This window comes from Myroides odoratimimus, assembly GCF_004337635.1.
In the GTDB taxonomy this organism is placed as follows: Bacteria; Bacteroidota; Bacteroidia; order Flavobacteriales; family Flavobacteriaceae; genus Flavobacterium; species Flavobacterium odoratimimum.
This window is the reverse complement of the sequence record NZ_CP037427.1, coordinates 3,124,382-3,145,724: the sequence shown is the minus strand read 5'-3', so window position 1 is coordinate 3,145,724 and position 21,343 is coordinate 3,124,382. Positions and strand designations below refer to the sequence as shown.

The 21,343-nt window shown below is 33.0% G+C and carries 17 protein-coding genes; 11 read left to right on the top strand and 6 right to left on the bottom strand.

What is annotated here, in order from left to right:
• Positions 1-56: 56 nt before the first annotated feature.
• Genes E0Z07_RS14135 through E0Z07_RS14120 form a run of 4 tightly spaced genes read left to right on the top strand, consistent with a single transcriptional unit; the run spans position 57 to position 6,639 of the window.
• Positions 57-3,314: a SusC/RagA family TonB-linked outer membrane protein gene (locus E0Z07_RS14135; protein WP_058699598.1), complete on the top strand. Its 3,258-nt coding sequence runs from the start codon at positions 57-59 to the stop codon at positions 3,312-3,314.
• A 9-nt stretch (positions 3,315-3,323) separates the two neighbouring features.
• Entirely contained in the window at positions 3,324-5,060 is a 1,737-nt protein-coding gene (locus E0Z07_RS14130) for a RagB/SusD family nutrient uptake outer membrane protein (RefSeq protein WP_006260162.1), read from the top strand.
• Positions 5,054-5,935 carry an endonuclease/exonuclease/phosphatase family protein gene (locus E0Z07_RS14125; RefSeq protein ID WP_006260163.1) on the top strand — a complete coding sequence of 294 codons (882 nt, stop codon included), beginning with the start codon at positions 5,054-5,056 and terminating at the stop codon, positions 5,933-5,935. Before E0Z07_RS14130 ends, E0Z07_RS14125 begins: the two co-directional genes overlap by 7 nt.
• Complete coding sequence (locus E0Z07_RS14120; RefSeq protein ID WP_006260164.1) at positions 5,890-6,639, top strand: endonuclease/exonuclease/phosphatase family protein; 750 nt, start codon at positions 5,890-5,892, stop codon at positions 6,637-6,639. The genes E0Z07_RS14125 and E0Z07_RS14120 overlap by 46 nt, the downstream gene beginning before the upstream one ends.
• A 105-nt stretch (positions 6,640-6,744) precedes the next feature.
• Here the strand turns inward: E0Z07_RS14120 and E0Z07_RS18135 are convergent, their stop codons facing one another.
• The 4 genes from E0Z07_RS18135 to E0Z07_RS14100 all read right to left on the bottom strand — a co-directional run bounded on the left by E0Z07_RS18135 (position 6,745) and on the right by E0Z07_RS14100 (position 10,166).
• Complete coding sequence (locus E0Z07_RS18135) at positions 6,745-6,948, bottom strand: hypothetical protein (protein ID WP_158437114.1); 204 nt, start codon at positions 6,946-6,948, stop codon at positions 6,745-6,747.
• Positions 6,949-6,959: 11 nt separating this feature from the next.
• Positions 6,960-8,147, bottom strand: coding sequence for a calcium:proton antiporter (locus E0Z07_RS14115; protein ID WP_006260165.1), 1,188 nt, complete (start codon positions 8,145-8,147; stop codon positions 6,960-6,962).
• Between the two features lie 676 nt (positions 8,148-8,823).
• The gene (locus E0Z07_RS14105) at positions 8,824-9,789 is read right to left on the bottom strand and encodes an LLM class oxidoreductase (RefSeq protein WP_006260166.1); all 966 of its coding nucleotides are present in this window, start codon (positions 9,787-9,789) and stop codon (positions 8,824-8,826) included.
• Positions 9,790-9,866: 77 nt separating this feature from the next.
• Entirely contained in the window at positions 9,867-10,166 is a 300-nt protein-coding gene (locus E0Z07_RS14100) for an ArsR/SmtB family transcription factor (protein ID WP_006260167.1), read from the bottom strand.
• 134 nt (positions 10,167-10,300) lie between these two features.
• Here E0Z07_RS14100 and E0Z07_RS14095 point away from each other — a divergent pair, with 134 nt between their 5' ends.
• The 5 genes from E0Z07_RS14095 (at position 10,301) to E0Z07_RS14075 (ending at position 18,813) form a co-directional block, all read left to right on the top strand.
• The gene (locus E0Z07_RS14095) at positions 10,301-11,974 is read left to right on the top strand and encodes a tetratricopeptide repeat protein (RefSeq protein WP_006260168.1); all 1,674 of its coding nucleotides are present in this window, start codon (positions 10,301-10,303) and stop codon (positions 11,972-11,974) included.
• Positions 11,975-12,290: 316 nt separating this feature from the next.
• On the top strand, positions 12,291-16,730 hold the full coding sequence (locus tag E0Z07_RS14090; RefSeq protein WP_115283924.1) for an MBG domain-containing protein: 4,440 nt from the start codon (positions 12,291-12,293) through the stop codon (positions 16,728-16,730).
• Positions 16,731-16,768: 38 nt separating this feature from the next.
• Complete coding sequence (locus tag E0Z07_RS14085) at positions 16,769-17,578, top strand: porin family protein (RefSeq protein ID WP_006260393.1); 810 nt, start codon at positions 16,769-16,771, stop codon at positions 17,576-17,578.
• Between the two features lie 60 nt (positions 17,579-17,638).
• Entirely contained in the window at positions 17,639-17,893 is a 255-nt protein-coding gene (locus tag E0Z07_RS14080; RefSeq protein WP_006260392.1) for a hypothetical protein, read from the top strand.
• A gap of 89 nt (positions 17,894-17,982) precedes the next feature.
• Complete coding sequence (locus E0Z07_RS14075) at positions 17,983-18,813, top strand: IS5 family transposase (protein WP_006261049.1); 831 nt, start codon at positions 17,983-17,985, stop codon at positions 18,811-18,813.
• A gap of 82 nt (positions 18,814-18,895) precedes the next feature.
• Here the strand turns inward: E0Z07_RS14075 and E0Z07_RS14070 are convergent, their stop codons facing one another.
• Together E0Z07_RS14070 and E0Z07_RS14065 are read right to left on the bottom strand one after the other, a co-directional pair.
• On the bottom strand, positions 18,896-19,141 hold the full coding sequence (locus E0Z07_RS14070) for a VF530 family protein (protein ID WP_006260391.1): 246 nt from the start codon (positions 19,139-19,141) through the stop codon (positions 18,896-18,898).
• Between the two features lie 66 nt (positions 19,142-19,207).
• Positions 19,208-19,537 carry a winged helix-turn-helix transcriptional regulator gene (locus E0Z07_RS14065; RefSeq protein WP_006260390.1) on the bottom strand — a complete coding sequence of 110 codons (330 nt, stop codon included), beginning with the start codon at positions 19,535-19,537 and terminating at the stop codon, positions 19,208-19,210.
• Between the two features lie 114 nt (positions 19,538-19,651).
• Between E0Z07_RS14065 and E0Z07_RS14060 the strand changes: the two genes are divergently transcribed.
• Both E0Z07_RS14060 and E0Z07_RS14055 read left to right on the top strand, forming a co-directional pair.
• On the top strand, positions 19,652-20,341 hold the full coding sequence (locus E0Z07_RS14060; RefSeq protein WP_006260389.1) for a hypothetical protein: 690 nt from the start codon (positions 19,652-19,654) through the stop codon (positions 20,339-20,341).
• 556 nt (positions 20,342-20,897) lie between these two features.
• Positions 20,898-21,314, top strand: coding sequence for an RrF2 family transcriptional regulator (locus tag E0Z07_RS14055; RefSeq protein ID WP_073144814.1), 417 nt, complete (start codon positions 20,898-20,900; stop codon positions 21,312-21,314).
• Positions 21,315-21,343: the final 29 nt, after the last annotated feature.

Genomic DNA, 21,343 nt, shown 5'->3' with positions numbered 1-21,343 from the left:
AAGCTAAAGAATGATTGGCAGTACGTTTAGAACATAAAAACTAAACATTTGTAATTATGAAGAAATTTAAGGTCTGTTGCTACATAGCATTCCTATTTTATTCAGGTTTTCTTGTCGCTCAAGAAAGTAAACCACCAGTAAGTTCTCCTCTTATTTCTATTGTCATAGAACAGGATGAGACTTTAGGAAAAGTAGTAACAGAATTAGCGAGCAAAGTTGCTGCTAAGGTGAACATTGAGGATTCTACTTTAAAAGAGACTCCTTTAATCGCCTATGAAGGCAAGGCTGCTAGACTTCAGGATATACTAGAAGTAATCGCTATGCAGACGGGGTATACAGTGAATTATGCCAATGGGGTAATTACAGTAAAGAATGACCAATTCAACACACATTTAGAAGACATCACTCTTGTGGCTATTGGTTATGGAGACAAAAAGAAGCAGAATATTACTACCTCTGTAACAGAAGTAGATACTAGAGCTTTAAAAAACAGGCCTCTTTCTAACGCTGTGTCTGCTTTACAAGGAACTACTCCAGGTTTAAACATTACCAATTCAAGTGGTAAAGAAGATGCTGAAGCGAATATTAATATTAGGGGATTTAACTCTGTTAATGGAGGTGGACCGTTAGTATTAATTGATGGAGTAGAAGGAAGCCTTTCTAATATTAATCCAGATGATATCGAAAGCATAAGTGTATTAAAGGATGCTGGTGCCGCTGCAGTATATGGTGCTAGAGGTGCCTTTGGGGTAGTGCTTGTTAAAACAAAGAACCCAGGTGTAGGAGAAATAAAGGTAAGTGTTAACTCTACGATGAATATACTTTCTCAAACGCAAAATACGGACTTTGTAACTGATCCTTATTTAGCGGCTAAGATTGTTGACCAAGCTTTTATTACAGGTAGTGGGCGAAGTTATACAGGGTATAACGAATACGATTATGAACAATTAAAAGCAGTCTCAGAGAATCCTGCATTAGCTCGTGTTGAAATCCAAAATAGAAATGGTCGTGATCAATATGTACATTATGGTAGTACAGATTGGTGGAATTACTTCTGGAAGGATACGAGATATTCTTATATCAATGATATCAGTATTTCTGGAGGAAGCGAAAAGGTCAAAGGTTATTTTTCGTATAGAAACTATTCTGCGGATGGATTATTGAAAGTACAGGATGATAAGTATAAGAAAAATAACTTAAGAGCTAAATTTGATATTAAAATTAATGATTGGATTAGTTTTAGTACGAACAATCAGTATTTTAAATCTTCTGACTTAGTACATGGTGGAACACAGTATGGATGGAGAGATCCATGGACAAGTGAAATGTTGGTACACGCTTTACCTTCTTATGTTCCAGTGAATCCTGATGGAGGAGCGCTATGGCGTACTGAGTTAAATAATTACACTATCGGAGATGGATATTTTGCGTCTTTACTACATGGTAAATCAAATAGAACTGCTGTAAGAGATGAGTTTTCGACGATTAATGCATTTCATTTTAAACCACTCAAAAACTTAGACGTTCACGCTAGTTATGCTTACAAGAAAAATACTAGAGATATTAACGAACGTTCTACTTTAATTCCATATTCTATTCTTCCGAATCAGATTCAATACTTTGGAGAGAATAAATTGAATGTAAATGAGACCATAGAGGATTACAATGCTTTAAATATTTATGGACAATATCGTTTAGACTTTGGAGATCATAATTTTGATTTTATGGCAGGATATAACCAAGAATATTTTAAAATTGATAATAGAATCATGAGTATTCAGAACCTAATCTCTGATGATTTAGATAATCTAGGTTTAGGATCTTCTAACCCTACTGTAGTAGGTAGTGCTTATGAATGGGCTTTAAGAGGGTATTTTTATCGATTCTCTTATGATTATGCAGGGAAGTATCTTTTAGAGCTTAATGGTCGATATGATGCGACATCTAAATTCCCTAGTGAACAGAGATGGCAATTCTTTCCTTCTGTTTCTTTGGGATGGAATGTAGCGAATGAACCTTTCTTTAAACGCACTTTCGGTTTTTGGAACCAATTTAAGATACGCGCTTCTTATGGAGAGTTAGGTAACCAAGCTATAGGTGCTTATGCTTATATTCCAACATTGAATAAAGCTATTGATAAGGGGTATGCATTAGATGGGGCATTGTTAGAGTATATGCAAGCACCTTCTTTAAACCCAAGAGACATTACTTGGGAGACAGTAGCTACTTCTGATATCGGTTTTGATCTAGGTTTTTTCCAAAATAAACTGAATGTTAGTTTTGATTATTTTCAAAAGGACATAGATGGGATGTTAACTAAAGGAAGAACACTACCAGGAGTATTAGGAACAGAATCTCCACGCGAAAATGCCGCTGATCTAAGAACTAAAGGATTTGAAGTCTCTTTGGGATATAATGATTCGTTTAAATTAGCAGGTAGTGATTTTAATTATTCTGTATCAGCAGGTTTATCTGATTCTAAGACCAAGATTACGCGCTTTGATAACCCTACAGGGTTACTGACAGATTATTATGTAGGTATGGAATTAGGAGAGATTTGGGGATATTCAGTAGAAGGATTGTTCTCTAGTCCAGAACAAATCGCTAATCATGCAGATCAATCTCGTGTATCTGCTCATATCATAGCCAATGGAGGGCTACAACCTGGAGATGTTATGTTTAAGGATTTAAATGGAGATGGTATAGTAAGTGAAGGAGCAAATACTTTAGAAAATCATGGAGATATGCGTAAGATCGGAAATACAGCTCCTAGGTATCAGTATAATTTCCGTTTAGCATTTGATTGGAAAGGAATTGATTTTTCTGCATTCTTCCAAGGAGTAGGAAAACAAGATTGGTATCCTGATACGGATAGTAGAATGTTCTGGGGACCTTATAACAGACCTTATAATTCATTTATTCGTCAAGATTTAGCGAATGATATTTGGACTCCAGAGAATACAGATGCCTATTTTCCACGTCTAGTAGGATATACATCATTAGGAAGTAATAGACAGTTAGGTGTACAGAATGATCGTTACTTACAAGATATTTCTTATTTACGTCTAAAGAATATTACATTAGGATATTCTCTTCCACAGGATCTAGTGAAGAGAGTAAAGATGGATAAAGTAAGAATTTATGTGAGTGGAGAGAACCTGTTTACATTTACTAATTTAACGGATTATATCGATCCTGAAGCAGCTAGTAATTCTTTTGACTTTAATAGTCCAAACTCTGCTCGTAAGCGCACTAATGCACAAAGTTTTCCATTCTCCAAAATTATCTCTTTTGGGGTACAACTTAATTTCTAAACAATTAATATGAAAAGATATAAAATACTTGCCATACTCTTGGCAGCAGGATTTTTGGGTTCTTGTAGTGAAGATTTCTTAGAGAGAGATCCGATATCGTCTGTGACAAGTGAGAACTTCTTTAAAAAAGAAAGTGACTTAATTCTTTTTACTAATTCTTTTTACAGAATGTTTCCAACTACCTCTATATATAATGGTGATTATAGAACCGATAATATTATTCAAAATATTTTATCTGATGAAATGAGAGGAGGGAGAGTCGTACCTCCATCTGGAGGCGGATGGTCATGGAATAATTTGAGAGATATTAACTATTTCCTAGTCAATTTTGAAAAGGTAGGAGACGAGGCTCTTATTAAACATTATGGAGGAGTAGCGAGATTCTTTAGAGCTTATTTTTACTTCGAAAAAGTAACGCGTTTTGGAGATGTGCCATGGTATGATTATTTATTAACGGCAGAGGATGAGGCCGCTTTACAAAAGCCACGTGATCCACGTAAGCTAGTAGTAGATAATATGTTAAAAGATTTAGATTACGCAATCGAGAATATGCGTTCTACTAAAGATGTGTATAGAGTATCTAAATGGACTGCTCTTGCCTTAAAAGCGCGTATAGGCTTATATGAAGGAACCTATATGAAGTATAGAGGCTTACCTGGATATGAGACTTATTTAGAACAAGCTTATCAAGCAGCAGAAGTATTAATAAAAGAATCTGGTTATAAAGTTTTCTCTACAGGAAATCCAGATAAAGATTATCAGAATTTATTTGCTTCTCATAAGGCTATTGGTGATGAGATTATTCTTGCTAGAGAGTTTTCTACAGAACTGAATGTTCGTCATAATGTGAATTACTATACAGTAGCAGCTTCGTATGGTAGACCATCTATGCCAAAAGATTTGATCAATAGTTACTTAATGAAAGATGGTAGCCGTTTTACAGATCGTTCAGATTATAATAAGATGTTATTCCAAGAAGAAGTAAAAGATAGAGACTTGAGATTGAGTCAGACTATACGTACTCCTGGTTATACCAGAATTGGAAGCACTATTCAGCTAACACCTGATTTTTCTGCAGCTACTACAGGTTATCAGTTAATTAAATATGTCGCAGAAGCACAGTACGATACGAATAATGCATCTATTGTTGATTTGCCACTATTTAGATTTGCAGAGGTTTTATTAGTATATGCGGAAGCAAAAGCAGAATTAGGAATTATTGATCAGAGTGATTTAGATCTATCTATAAATATGCTTAGAAAGCGTGTCGGAATGCCTGATATGGTAATGGCAGAAGCAAATGCAAAACCGGATGCTTATTTAGCTAAACAATATGTAAATGTAAACGGAGCTAATAAAGGATTACTATTAGAATTAAGACGAGAGAGACGTATAGAGTTATTTATGGAAGATCATAGATGGGATGATATTGTACGTTGGAAAGAAGGACAAAAGTTAGTTCAGAATATTGAAGGAATGTATTTTAATGGCCCAGGTAAATATGATTTGGACAACAATGGTAAGACAGATATTTACCTATACGAAGGCTCTAGACCAACAGAAAACGTACAAGGAGTCTATTATGCTAAACTAGGATCTGATATTCATTTAAATCAAAATAATAGTATAGATCCATTTCCTAATAATAAGAATAGAACATGGAATGAGAATAAAGACTATTTATACCCTCTACCTATACAAGAACTTCAGTTAAATACGAATTTAAAACAAAATCCAGGATGGTAAGATCTATATTACTAAGCGTCCTATTTATAGGGACTAGTATTTTTGCTCAAGAGAAAGAGCCTCAGACTTTAAAGGCAATGACTTTTAACATTAGGATGGATACTCCTAATGATGGTATAAATCAATGGAGCAATCGAAAAGAATGGGTTGCAGAAGTTGTCTTTTTTAATGATGTGGATATTGTTGGTATGCAAGAAGTACTTCATAACCAGTTAGTCGATTTAGAAAATTTACTTCCACAATATGACTATGTAGGAGAAGGAAGAGAAGGGGAAACGAAAGGAGAGTACAGTCCTATCTTTTACCTAAAGGATAGGTTTAAAGTTTTAGAAAGTGGAACATTTTGGTTATCAGAAACACCTTATGAAAAGGGAGTTAAGTCTTGGGATTCTTCTTTACCTCGTATAGCTACATGGGCTCGTTTTGAAGATAAAAAGTCAGGAAAAACATTTATCCATCTAAACACCCATTTTGATCATAGGGGTAAAGAGGCTCGTCAACGAAGTGTTGAAGTTATTAATCAGGAATTAGCTAAAATCACTAAAGGAGAAACAGTGGTATTCACAGGTGATTTTAATTTACCTCCAACAGACTTACCTTATCAGAAGATAATAGAATCAAAGTTTGTCGATACTAGAGATGCAGCAATGTATCGTTCAGAATTAGGTTATACGCATAATGCTTGGAAAATAGAAGCTCCTAAATCAAGTAGAATTGATTATATTTTCTTGAGAGGGTTTGACTTAGCTCCTATTAAGTATAGAGAGCTAGATATTCAGCGAGGACCTTTATTTGCCTCTGACCATTATCCAGTCTTCACAGAGTTTAGATGGGTAGAATCAACTACCAAAGCATCAAAAAAAAAAGTGAAGTAAGAGTTCTTAATTACAATGTACATCATTTTGCAGCAGCTTATGATAGCTATCATAAGATAGATCTTAATTCATTAGCTGCTGTAATCTTAAGAGACGAAGTAGATATCGTTACTTTACAAGAAGTAGATGTACATACTATGCGCTCAGGTCAATATTTAAATCAAGTAAAAGTTTTAGCAGAAAAAACAGGAATGTTTTATGCTTTTGGTAAGACAATAGATTATGAAGGGGGCGATTACGGCATTGCTATCCTGTCTAAATTTCCTATTGTAGAACAACATTTCTATAAGTTACCTTTTGTGGATAACAAGGAAGAAAAACGAAGTTTATTAGTATGTAAAATAGATGTAGGTGAGGCACAAATGATAAATATAGGAACAACTCATCTGTCTAGCTCTAATGAACAAAGTCGTGTATTACAAACGAAACGCATAGCAGAATTACAAAGAGAGTCTGCTTTTGATTTTCTGACAGGGGATCTTAATGCAGAAATAAATTCTAAATCAGTAGAACAACTTAAAACGACTTTTGATTTAGAGACCCGATTTATGAATCAGATGACTATTCCAGCTTATAAAAGCGATAAGAAAATAGATTTTATGATTAGATCAATTAATAGTACAATAAAAATCATTCGTCAAGATACTTATCAGATGAATGCATTATCAGATCATAATTTAATGATTAGTGATATTACCTTATAAAGTACTTTAGTATAGTCACAAACAAAAACACTCCTTATAAGCATAAGGAGTGTTTTTTTATTAAATTAAGGTTGCTTAAATAAGTAATAACTTTGCTCGAACCAATTAGCTTAGCTTCCTTAATTTAGTCCAGAATCTGTAAGTAAACTTATCAGCAAAAAGTAAGTATACACAATAGGTCTGAATTAGTGATAAAAACATACTAGAGTATTGTCTGTGAACTAATGCAGAAGTGATTATATAGAATCTCCTTGTAGAGTAAGCTACTGTAGGATCTAGATTAGTCTTTCCACCAATGATTTTTGACAAGAAATACGTTATTATGGATAGAAAATAAGCAGTGTAAATACAGCAAATAATACTAAGTGCATAATACCCATGATAGGAGTAGTACGTTTGCCTAAGAAAGTCATTAGGCTTAATAATAGGGTGATCACGAATAGAATAGTTTCTGTACTATTCATCCCAAACAATACTGTTTTGCCTGTAATTAACCCAATGATTAGTACAGAAGGCACAGTTAATCCTACTGTAGAAACGAAGGCACCATGGCACAGGTTGATAGCGCGTTGAAACTCATTGTTTAATGCTGCTTTTACTGCCGTCATTGACTCTGGGGTGAACACGATGATGGCAACTAACACACCTCCTAATAGAGTAGGGAGGTTAGCGGCTTTAATCCCGTAGTCTACTACTACAGCCATATTATGAGAAAGAAGCACGATAGGTAATATCATCCCGATTAGGATAATAGAACGTATCCATATCTCTCCTTTATTCCCTGCAGAAGTTTGGTGCTCATCTGTAGATTGAATATCTGCAATGCCTCTATCTTTATATGGAATTTCCATTGACCCTTTTTGAGGTTGTACATAGAGATGTCTATATCCTTTCATCTGAAAGAACAAGAATACAGCATAGAGAATAATAATAAATACAGCCAAGACAATAGCCTGTGTATCACTAAACATCCCTCCACCAGCACCTTGAATGAAGTTAGGTAACATTAACCCGATACCTCCTAGCATAATGATCATTGCTAAGTAAGACATTGTTCCCTGTGCATTATATTCTTGTTCACCATACTTTAGTCCACCTAATAGAATACACAGCCCTATTACTAGATTCATAATGATCATCATTACAGAGAAGATCGAATCCTTTCCAATAGTTGGGTTTTCTCCAGGGCCTAACATTACGGCAGAAATTAAAATTACCTCTATTGATACAATCGAAAGAGTAAGAATCAATGTTCCGAAAGGTTCACCTAATTTATGAGCGAGTTCATCCGCTTCTTTTACTACACCAAAAGCAGCTCCTACTATCGTAAATAGTAAGATCAAGAAAATACTAGTAGCTAATAGAGGGGATAGACTATCTCCAGTAATAGAACTTCCGAATAACATAAATAAGATGACAATCAACCATACCACAGCTAATCGAATTCTTGTTTTCGTTGGAAAAATACTCGCAAAGGATAACCCTTTGTTTACATTGTCTTGTGTCATAATCAATCTCGTTTTTTAACAGGTCAAAATTACCATCTCTATAAATTTAATAATTTATCATTTGATAAAAAAAAGTAGTTGATATGTTAAACCCAGATTCCGCATTAGCCAAATACTACAAAGCAATTCTACTTCACATCTCTTTCATTAGTTCTAAAACCATACTGTAGTATGCTTTACTCACTAATTCAGAGCTATTTTGTATAATTACTTTTCGTCTATATGTCTATCGCGGAATTTGGGTTAAAAGTGAAGTGCTTTTAGAGTGTAAGGGTACTTCTTTTTTTGCTATGATGATATAGGTGTGGCTTCTTATAAAGCTTGTATGCTATATTAGTTAGTATCTATCAAATTTTGAAAATACTTTACTACTCATTGCAGATGAATGTTTGTTTACTAAAGGGTAAGTTCATAATCAGTCCGTTATTTTGTGCAAAAAAACGGACTCACTACGGACTCATAACGGACTCACTACGGACTCAAACCGATTCGTTAAAGTAATTTATTGAAAGAAATGGTTATAGTAAATAGGCTAGAAGAAGATAAATAATTTATATAAAACGATCTTATTATTTATGAAATAGATCGAATTATAAAGTAGTTACGAGAAGGTAGCTACTTTATAATTTCTATGCTTAGTACACATTATAAAAGGTAAATGGTGTTAATTACGATACTAGTAGTTAAAATAAGGTAGTACTTCCTTAGCCAATTCATCAAGAGTTTCTCCTATATCTCGTTTTCCAAACTGTATACCTATAGCAGCATGATTTACACCTATTTCTTGCCATTTATGTAAAAGCTCTATAAGTCCTAATCTACCTGTTTTAAGAACAAAACCTCCTCTTAATGGGGTTCTAGGATAGTGAGGATCTTCATCTAACTCTATCCATTCATTTGTCATATGCGGTTTAAATGTTCCATTAGGAATTAAATCTCTAAAAGCTTTTATTTTTTGTTCTAAGTGTAAGGTATCCTCATTCGTAGTAGTAGGTCCTGGATAAGTAATCCAACCATCAGCATGAGTAGCAATCCAATCTAATGACTGTTGACTAGCACCTGTTACTAATGTAGGAATATGCTTATGCAGAGGTTTAGGGACTAAGTCTAGGTTTTGCATTTGCGTAATACTAGAGTTTATTTTAGGAGAGTCTGTAGTATGTAAGGTTTGCATATCCTGAAGAACTTCTCGGAATAATTCTCCTCTTCTTTCAAAAGATTTATTAAAAGCAGGAAACTCAGCATAGCGATCACCAGATCCAACACCTAGCAATAAGCGACCATTAGAAAACTGATCTATAGATGCTGTCGTCTTTGCCAATGAAATAGGGTGGTGTAAGGGCAATACTATACTCGCTGTACCAAGGGCAATATTTGTAGTCTGACCTGCTATATATGCTAGATAAGAAAGAGGATCATATACTTGTCCTACATCTCTAAAACTGGGGTCATACACAGGTATGTCTCTAACCCATAAAGCTGCGAAACCGCTAGTGTCTATCTGCTGTATATACTTTAGGTGTTGATTAAAAATGGCGATATTATTATTATATACCTGTAAAGGTAAAAATATACCCAAGGATAGTTTTCCTGGTGTGAAGACCTTATTGAAAGTCTTGTGGTTTTTAAAAATATTATTCATTGTTATAGGTATTTAGATATCTAGAATTATAGATATGTTGTAATATAATACTTTAATGATTGAATTGTATAGTATTGTTATAGAGTGTTTTGAATATAATTGGCTAACTCAGCAATTTTATCTTCATTGCGTTTATAGTAAGTCCATTGTCCATTTCTAGTAGAAGTAAGTAGTCCAATATTTACCATATTCGTTAAATAAGCTGAGGTGGTAGATTGAGAAAGACCTGCTTTTTTTTGGATAACACTCATGCATACCCCAAACTCGTGTACTTCAGGTTCGATGTCTTCTAGTTCAAAGAAATCGTGTGGAGTCTTAAGCCATTTTAGGATTTGTACTCTGTGTTCGTTTGATAAAGCTTTAAATAGTTCAGTCATTTCTATATATCGAGAATTTACGATACAAAGGAAATGAAAATATTTGAATTAATAAAGTATTTGTTTGCACTATATCTTAATGAATTGATTTGTATTGTGATAAATAGGATTATTTTTGTACAAAATGAGATGTAATGACCACCAAACTATTTACTTTCTTTCTATTTCTATTTATAGTTGCTTGTACAGACACTAAGCATTTAGATAATCAGCAATACGACATTTTAATCAATGAGTACTATAAGACAGGTACTGTTGAGGTAGACGATATTGGAAATATTGCAGAGCGCAAGGTGATTGGAAATATTCTTAAGGGATTATCCCATTTAGAGGTAACTGATAGTATTAATGATATTACTACTTCACTTTTTTTAGAAAGTGTATCTATGGTAGAAAAGTCTTCTAATGTAGCATTGAAGGAATGGGTGTATAGTGAGGTTGGGTTCTATTATTATTCTTATAACTATTATTACGAAGCTTCTCCCTATTTTATCAAGATTGCTAAAACTTTAGAGAATAAAGGTGTTGTATTAGATGTACAAGCAAAAAATATTTTGTTGCGTACAGCTTATTTCTTTGAGACCATGAATATGAATGAGAGCGCTATCATTTATTACAGAAAAGCTTTGGAAGAAGGGGAAAAGGAGCAGCTAAATAACAGTGCTATTTTATGGGGCTTAGGAGCAGTATATGCTAAAGTAGATAGTCTAGAGCAATCCATGCATTACTATGAATTGGCAAAAGAAACGTCCTTATCGTATAAGGACACCCTTAGATACGCCAAAAGTTTAGGAGGTATAGCATCAGTTTATCAAAAACAAGGAGATATAGAGAAAGCAGAGTTATACCTGAAAGAGGATATAGCAATTAGCCAACAATTAGGTGAGGAGAGGAATCTAATGTATAGTCAGATACAATTGGGGAAATTATACATAGATCGCAAGCAATATGATCTTGCAGAAGAAGTTTTAAAAAACTCTTATGAGATTACTAAAACTAAAAGCTACTTAGCAGGCTTTGAAAGAGAAATTATATCTTATTTACTCGATATCGCTAAGGCTCGTAGGATAGACACAGAAGAGCTCTTTTATAGAAGGGAGTTAGATCAAATAGACAGTGTGATAGAAGCTAGGGAAGGTGAAGAGGTCATTAATAAAATTAATTGGAATACTAATCTTGAGAGAGTAAACTGGGAGCTAGAGGCGGAAAAAAGCTTCTCAGAAAGAGTGAGATATCAACGACTACTCTTGCTGAGTACTACTGTTCTTCTGACGCTTATCTTGTGTATGGTGTACTTCTTTTCTAAACGAATTCTAAAGCTTCAAAAATATGCTTATGAAGGGAAGCTATTGGATTTTCAGTTATCTAAAATAAATTCAGAGAATAAGTTAAAAGAGACGAAATCATCATTAGCATCTTATCAAGTATATCTAAGTGAAAAAACCGCACAAATAGCAAAATTAGAACATGAGTTAAATAAGGCTTCTCACTCTTCTAAGGAGATCTTCAAGGAAAAGCGTCCTGCTATAGAAGAATTACTTCGTTCTCATCTGATGACAGAGGAGAATTGGGTTTTATTTAAAGAAACCTTTAGAGAAGAACAAGCAGTCTATTTTAATGAAATTATTACTCAGTTTCCTGACTTGACCGAGTCTAATCTACGCATTGTGTTGTTGCAAAAAATGGAATTGACTAATCAAGAAACTGCAAATATTTTAGGTGTAACTATTGATGCAGTTAAAAAAGCAAAACAGCGATTAAAGAAAAAATATGAAGATGATTACTCTGCTTTATTTAGTAAAGAGTAGTCTAACCGAAGTAAATAAAATACAATTTTTAAAAGCATTATCTGTATAGGTAATGCTTTTTTTTTATGTGTTAAAGGCTTCATTTTAAGGATGGTTATTTTTTGTCCACCCTATTGTCCACCCCCTTTAAACACTAGAATTTACCTACTTATAATACTTTTACCTACTGAAGCTAATTTCTGAATTTCACCACACTCAACGAATAGCATATTGTAGAGATTTTAATTTCTCTAGTCGCCTTAATAAATTGTATTTGTCTTCAATTTGTTATTGCTAAGTGTGGTTGGAATATCGTATAATTCTAACACACCACATTATGAAGAAATTTCTACTCTTATTCTTTCTAATTTTTAGCCCGATGCTCTTCGCGCAGACGAGTACCGAAGCTTTTGAAACAGAGTCAGCTGGTTCCACTAGTTTTACTGATAATGGGGTAACTTTTAATATTATTTCACATACTAGTACTTTTAATATAGTTAACTATCCGGCGACAGGCTGGAGTGGAACAGTTAATGATAATCAGTACATAGACAATTCAAATAGTGTAGGTCCTAGTAGCCCTTCTTTTTCTATAAAGACCACATCTAATTTATTTAAAGTAAATCGCTTTTGGGTATATGTAGCGGATAAGTTTACTAATCTAAATGCAACAGGATCATTGACTATCACTGGTAAGTTAAGTGGTGCAACTAAATTTACTCAAACTAAGACCAATAATTTTGTTACTTCATTAGGAAGTACTAATGGCTATACATTAATAGATTTGACTAATCTGAATGGTCAGAACTATAGTAATATAGTCATTGATGAGTTACAACTAACTTTAGGAGGTAATTATTACTATCTAGGCCTTGATGCATTTACGTGGGTGAAGGATTCTAATATAGTTACTACAGACTCTCAATCATTTATCACTACTTGGGAAGTGCCTAATGATAACGGTAGTATTAAACTCTATACAGATACTAATAAGTATAAGTATAATTATAATGTGAGTTGGGAGAATATAGATGACTCCGATAAGAAAAGTAAACCTCTACCTAACTTCAAAGGTGATTGTGTCATATCTAATCTACCTAAAGGGAAATATAGGGTAATGATAACAGGTGATTTTCCATATTTTAACGTAGCTAAGGATTTCGAAGATCCAAATGCAAAGCAGTTACTTACTGTAGAGCAATGGGGGACGCAACTTTGGAAAAGTATGCATAAAACTTTTCAGTCTGCTTCTAATCTTATTCATATAGGTAAAGATATTCCTAATCTTACTCAGGTGACAGATATGTCAAGGATGTTTGATTTTGCAATCTCTTTTAATGGAGATTTGAGTAAATGGGATGTATCGAAGGTGACTGACATGCAGTATATATTTTCCGGAGCAAGTTCTTTTAATGGTGATCTAAGCAAATGGAATGTATCTAGTTTAAAAAATATGCAGAGTATGTTTCATGCCGCAGTTGCTTTTGATGGTGATTTGAGTCAGTGGAATGTATCTAGTGCTACTAATATGATTCAAGTATTTGCTTACGCAATGAGTTTTAATAGAGATTTGAGTAGATGGAATGTCTCTAATGTGACAGATATGCAGTCGATGTTTTTAGGAGCGAGTTCCTTTAATAGGGATTTGAGTAAATGGAACGTTTCTAGGGTTATAGGTCCGTATGGTATGTTGAGTATGTTGGAATATTCAGGCATGTCTGTATATAATTATGATGCTACATTAAAAGGATGGGCTAATTTATCTACAATAAATAGTAATATGATTTTAGGAGCTACTGGATTAAAATACTGTACAGCGAATACTGAACGAGATAAGTTAATAAAAGAAAAAGGATGGAAGATAAATGGAGATATTAAATTAGGTAGTGAATATATTTTAAAAGATAAAAGTGTAGTGTATGATGGGAAGGCACATAAACTAGAATTAGAGTTACCTCATAGTTTTAGAGGTACTTATGAAATAGTAGATTCTTCAAATAATGTAGTATCTGATGCTATCAATGCTGGTATTTATACAGTACGTGCAATTAGTGAATGTGATCAAAGTGTACTTCATACTGCAACTTTAACAATTACTCCTGCTGTCTTAACAGTAACAGCTACTCCTCAGTCTAAAGTATATGGAGCAGTTGATCCTAAGCTTGATTACACAATATCAGGATTAGTAAATAATGATAAAGAGACTGATGTATTATCAGGTAGTTTATCTCGTGAGGTAGGAGAGAACGTTGGTAATTATGCTATAACTCAGGGTGACTTAAAAGCGAATGGTAATTATACATTAGTCTTTAAAGGAGCTGATTTGACAATTGGAAAAGCCCCATTAACAGTAACAGCTAATCCTCAGTCTAAAGTATATGGTTCAGTTGATCCTAAGTTTGATTATACAGTATCAGGATTACAGTTTATAGATAAAGAGACTGCTGTATTATCAGGTAGTTTATCTCGTGCAGTAGGAGAAGATGTTGGTACTTATGCTATAGCTCAAGGTGATTTAAAAGCGAATGGTAATTACGCTTTAAGTTTTACAGGAGCTGATTTGGTTATTACTCCAGCTGTATTAATTGTAAGTGCTACTGCTCAGTCTAAGATATATGGAGCAGTTGATCCTAAACTTGATTATGCGGTATCAGGATTACAGTTTATAGATAAAGAGACTGCTGTATTATCTGGTAGCTTAAATCGTATAGCAGGAGAGGATGTTGGCACTTATGCTATAACTCAAGGAACGTTAATAGCTAATAGTAATTATGTTTTAAGTTTTACAGGGGCTGATTTGGTTATTACTCCAGCACTATTAACTGTAAGTGCTACTGCTCAGTCTAAAGTATATGGAGATGTTGATCCTGCGCTTGATTATACAGTATCAGGATTAGTAAATAACGATAAAGAGATTGATGTCTTATCAGGTAGTATATCTCGCGCAGTAGGAGAAGATGTTGGTACTTATGCTATTACTCAAGGAACGCTAATAGCTAATAGTAATTACTCTTTAAGTTTTACAGGGGCTGATTTGAATATTATTCCTGTTGTCTTGACAGTAACAGTTAATCCTCAGTCTAAGGTATATGGAGCAGTTGATCCTAGTCTAAGTTATACCGTATCAGGATTAGTAAATAATGATAAAGAGACTGCTGTATTATCAGGCAGTTTATCTCGTGCAGTAGGAGAAGATGTTGGTACTTATGCTATTACTCAAGGTGATTTAAAAGCGAATGGTAATTATGCTTTAAGTTTTACAGGGGCTGATTTGAATATTATTCCTGTTGTCTTGACAGTAACAGTTAATCCTCAGTCTAAGGTATATGGAGCAGTTGATCCTAGTCTAAGTTATACCGTATCAGGATTAGTAAATAATGATAAAGAGACTGCTGTATTATCAGGCAGTTTATCTCGTGCAGTAGGAGAAGATGTTGGTACTTATGCTATAGCTCAAGGTGATTTAAAAGCGAATGGTAATTATACAGTTGATTTTATAGGAGCTAATTTGACTATTGAAAAAGCACCTATCATAGGAATGGTATTAAAAGGAGGTACTTATGTTTATGACACTAAAGAGAAATCAGTTTTACTTAGTAGTACGCTACCTATTGGGACGAAAGTAACCTATAAGAATAATAAGCAAACAGAGGCAGGTGAATACGAAGTAACTGCTTTAATAGAAGGTGATAATTATATACCATTACTTCTAAAAACAAAACTAATTATCAATAAGGCTCCCCAACATATAGAGTTTAATGCTTTATCACCTGTGTTATATGATAATTTATTACAGCTTCAATTGATAGCAAACAGTAGTGTAGACTTGCCAATAAATTATACCTATATGAATGTTGGAACTACTGTAGTAGCGACAGTGACTTCCACTGGTTTAGTCAAAGTATTGCATCCAGGTAGCGTTGTTATAACTGCTCATCAAGATGGGAATAATAATTATGAACCTGCTCAGAGTGTGAGCCAAATCTTAATAATTAAAAGTGATAAAGCTGAGATAAATAGCTTGATTATTAACGGTAGAGAAATAGGTGAATTATCTTCTAATAAATTATTTATGCTTCATTGTGACGAGATAGATAAACAAGTAGAAGTAGAGTTGGTTACTAGTGAGGGCGCTTCAGTGAATATCGGAAATCATTTCTTTATTGATACCCCTAAAGCAGGTATTTATAACAGAGAGATAGTTGTAAAGTCTCATAGTGGAACAATAACGAATAGATACATTTTATCTATAGAAAGACCTTTTAATTTTGAGGATATAGTTATACAGAAATTCGATAATACTTTATTAGTAAACAACAATCCATTGACTAATGGTGGGTATCGTTTTATGGGGTATAAATGGTTTAAAAATGGCAAGTTGATAGGTACAGAACAAGTGTACTCAGTAGGAAATCATAGAGATGATTTATTAGATATAGATGCTTTATACAGTCTAGAGTTGACTACTGATAAGGGAGAGATAATACACAGCTGTCCAGCTATGATAAAATACACACATACTAATAGTATTAAACTCTATCCAAACCCTGTAGTGAAAAATGGGGTAATGGAAATAGCACTAGATTATCCAGAGTCAAGTTTGAAAAATATTATAGGTTCTGTATATAGTTTGACAGGACAGTTTTTATTCAAAGTATCACTTGAAAATAAGATTTCAGAAGTGATATTACCAAATACTTTGGTAGAAGGTGTTTATCTTATGATTATTAAGATAGAAGGACAGAATAAAGTATTCAGATTTATGGTTAAACCTTAATTAAAAGTAAAGTGAAAAGAAAAAATATATATGGATTTATGCTTGTTGTACTAAGTTGTACAACAAGCTTTGCACAAGAGGTAGACTTTTCTATAGGAGGATACTTTACAAATAGTTTAAAAACAGACAACGATTATGATACAAATACATCATTAGGGTATCAAATAGGAGTAGGGTATCGCTATTATTTAAATTCACAGTGGAGCTTGGGAGCAGAAATAAACTATAAGTATAGTAAACTTGATTTTATACAGCGAAACGTTAAAGAGAATTGGTCTGTTATAGATATAGAAAATCATGATTATGAATTTAGATACAATAGTAAATATAGAAAAGAAAGCGTGTCTTTTAATACCTTTCAAATCCCATTAACCATACAATATGAAACTAAAGGGATAGTGAAGTGGTATATACGTTCTGGAGTAAGTATAGGTATTATAACAGGGGATAGTAAGAGTAAAATAACAATGAATGATTTGCATACATCAGGGTATTATAAAGATTGGGATGCAGAACTTCACGGACCACATTATATGGGGTTTGGAGCATTTGGGAATCAGACTCAAAAGAGAAATTTAGACCTTTCTACAAGGTATTCGTGGCTGTTAGAAACAGGAGTGAAGCAAGAACTAGGAAATAAACAAAACTTATATGTAGGTGTCTTTCTAGATTTAGGATTAACTAATTTAGTTAAAGATAATAAGAGAATAGATACACCAATTAGCCATGTAAGCAATTATGATAATCCACTAGAATATCACAGTATATGGACACAAGAAAAGTATAAAGACATAAACTTAAAAGACTATTATATCGGTATTAAGTTAAGATATTCATTTAGTCTATAATATAAGAGATTTATAAAAAAATCTCTTATCTCATTTCACCTTATCCTCACAATTTAAAATATGAATAAACCAATTACCCCAGAAACACTAAAAGAAATTGCTTTTAATGTTACATTAGAACAATACAATGATATTATTGAGAAATTGCACCATAGCGCTAGTAAAGGTCAGAAATCATTGCTGATAGATAATCTTTCTGATACTGTTCAGAGTCGATTAATAGAAGAAGGTTATAAAATAAAGCCTTATGTTAAATATCAATACGATTATCTTCTGCGTAAAAAGAGAAAAAAATACTACGTAATTAGTTTTTAGATACTTTTAAATGAAGTCGTCTTGACTTTTGTAAAATAAAGAAGGGTTATAGAAATTTGTGTCGCTAAACAAACAAAAACTACAACCCCGTGTACCAAGTACTCCACAAAGATAGTATAGAATTAGATATAGTACCTCACTTACCACTTCCAAAAAGAGGATTTAAATCAAAAGCTCCACTTTATGAGATAGTTAATGCTATATTGTATAAACTAAAAACAGGTATCCAGTGGAGTTATTTGCCAGTTCAAGCTTTATTTAGCACTCAAATATTAAGTCATAAAACAGTATTTGGTCATTTTCGTAATTGGTGTAAAGCTGGTGTATGGCAATCTTGTTGGACTGAATTATTAAAAAAGAATAAATCTCTTATTGATTTATCAAGTGGAGATTTAGATGGAAGCCATACCACAGCTTTAAGAGGAGGTGAACAAGTAGCTTATCAAGGTAGGAAAAAACGTAAGACGACAAACTCCTTATATTTTACAGATCGTCAAGGCTTACCTTTAGCTATGTCAGAACCGATAGCTGGAAATCACAATGATTTATTTGATATAGAAATCTATTTTGAAGATATAACCGATCAATTAACTAAAGCAGAAATACCTCTATCGGGATTGTTTATTAATGCTGATGCTGGGTTTGATTCACAGAAACTTAGAAAAATAATGAGTGATAAAGAAATAATAGCTAACATCTGTCCTAATAAACGAAATGGACAAAATAATGAAGATGATTATTTTGATGAACAACTATACAAAGAAAGATATGCGATTGAAAGAACAAATGCTTGGATAGATAGTTTTCGTTCTTTACTCAATAGATTTGACACCACACTTTCTAGTTGGATGGCGTGGAATTTTATGGCTTTTATTGTTATAGGACTAAAGAAATTTCAGAAAACTAAAAAGTCAAGATGACTTCAATATCAAAGGTTAGCTCTTACAAGCTAACCTTTGGTATTTAATTAAACTATATTGAAAAACAGAAATAAAATAGGATTTATTCTTCAGATTTTTGTTGTTTTGCTTTTTGACGTAGAACATATAAGTAAAGGCTTTCGACTTTATCTCTTGCCCAAGGTGTTTTTCGTAAGAATTTTAAAGAAGAGTTAATGCTAGGGTCATGAGTGAAGCATCTGATATTAATCTGATTGCCTAATTCCTCGAATCCGTTATAGTATTCTACTAATTCTTCTAGAATATCGACTAGTTTCTTTCCGTGTAATGGGTCTTTTGATACTTGCATATATCGTATATTTTAAACAAAGATAATTGATTCTATATTGATGTTATTAAGGAGGTTATTTTGTGCTTATTTATCAATAAACTCTTCTCCCCATTTTAAGAATGCTCGTAGAATAGGTTCTAGCATTTGTCCCTTATGTGTCAAGGTATAATTTACCGTAGGAGGAACAGTAGGGAGAGCATCTCTAGTGATGATATTTGTCTGTTGTAATTTTTTTAGTTCCTTGACTAACATTCGTGTATTAATATTGGGAATTTCTCTTTCTAATTCACTAAATCGTTTAGTCCCATCAAAGAGTGTAAATATGATAGGAATAGACCATTTTCCCCCAACTATTTCTAAAACATCGTGTAGGGTACATTTGTGTTCAACTTTTTCTATTTTATTTTTCGTCATAAGTGATTGGCTATGAGTAATACAGTAATTTATGGTATTACTATACAAAAGTGTTACTACTTGCAAAAGTAAAGTATTGAGCTTAGGTTTACAACTAAATTTTAAATCAAAAACATGAGATTCCGATCTATTTGTAAGATGTTGCTTATCTTAAGTAGTTTGTTTTACAGTGTTTCAATTGTTGCTCAACAACAAGATGAAGTGGTTAATAAAGACAGTGTAGTAGTTAACCCGCCTATTAATGTAGAGACATTAATAGGAAGTAGAGGAGTTACCTTTAATATGCTCCTTAACAAGAAGTTTCAGAGTTTACCTAAAGTAGGTTTCTTTAGTGTCGTAAATTATGTAGGAGAGTGGGGAGAGCCAGATGTAAAGGATAGGATGATTCAAGGACAGTTAACCTATACCGTAATGAAAGGATTAGATATAACTGCTGGGTTTCACTATGATCCAGAGTTTGGAGTTAAACCTGCAGCTGGATTATTATATAGTTGGGTTAAAAAGGATTGGGCTATTGTTCTTAATGGAAGAGTAGATATTATGTCAAAGCCTGCTTATGAAGGAATGGCCTTAGTAGAATATACTCCTAAGCTTAATGATACTTTTAAACTTTATACAAGAGCACAGGGATTATATGGATATGCAACAGAGTGGAAAGGACATTCTCGAAGTTATATCCAAGGGCGAGTAGGTCTGAGCTATAAAGAGTTTAGTTTTGGAGCTGCTGCTAATATAGATTTCTATGGTCCTTTAAAAGTAAATGAAAATAGTTTTGGAGGCTTTGTAACAATGTTATTATTCTAACTTTTCCTGATTAAAGTAAGATGTCTTCGTGATATCAGTTATTAGTCTTCTAGAAAATCCCAATTGTAATAATTGGGATTTTTGCTTTATTTATTATCTAATTTAAAAGAGTGCAAGTTATAAATTTGATGATTATTTCTATTTATTCACATTTTGTAGCTTGTTTAGTATTGCTCTAAACAAGAAAATTAAAGGTTATCATCAATAATCATAATTAGTATTTATAATTATTACAATTTTATTATTTTAAGTTATAAATGTTGGTACTTAGTCTGTTAGGTCTTATGTTTGAAGTTTTTATTCAAATCAAAGAGAGATATTATTCAGCTATTATTTAAAAAATTATAAAAAAATGTTTGCGCATTAAAATATAATCCTTTCATTTGTACAAGAATAAAAAATCAAAAAATGAGAATAAATAATTTAAATATGGTAATGTGTATGTGTAAATGCTTTTCAAAAGAGGAGTAGTCTATTCGTACGTTGTATTTAAATTAAATCAATATATAGAAGCTCCTTATTTAACGATAAGGGGCTTTTTTTATGCATTTATACTATGTTATCAAAACGATGTAAGTATGCCTTAAAAGCAATGGTGTGTCTAGCAAGAGTATATCAAAATGGGCACTTAACTATAGCTACTATAGCAGAAAAAGAAAATATACCGAAGAAGTTTCTAGAGCAAATATTACTAGAGCTTAAGAGAGTAAAGTTAGTAAATAGTAAAAAAGGACTAGCTGGAGGGTATTATTTAATTAAAGATCCTAAGGAGGTATCAGTAGCTGATTTGTATAGAATATTTGATGGGCCTATTGCATTGACACCATGTGTATCTATAAACTACTATGAACCATGTGATGACTGTGAAGATGAAGTAAGTTGTTATCTGAGAAAACAGTTTATGGAGATTAGAGATAAGACAAGAAAGAGCATGTCAGAAGCTACGCTTCAACGCTTTATAGACGGAGATTAAAAAAATTTACACCTAAAGACTACTAAAAT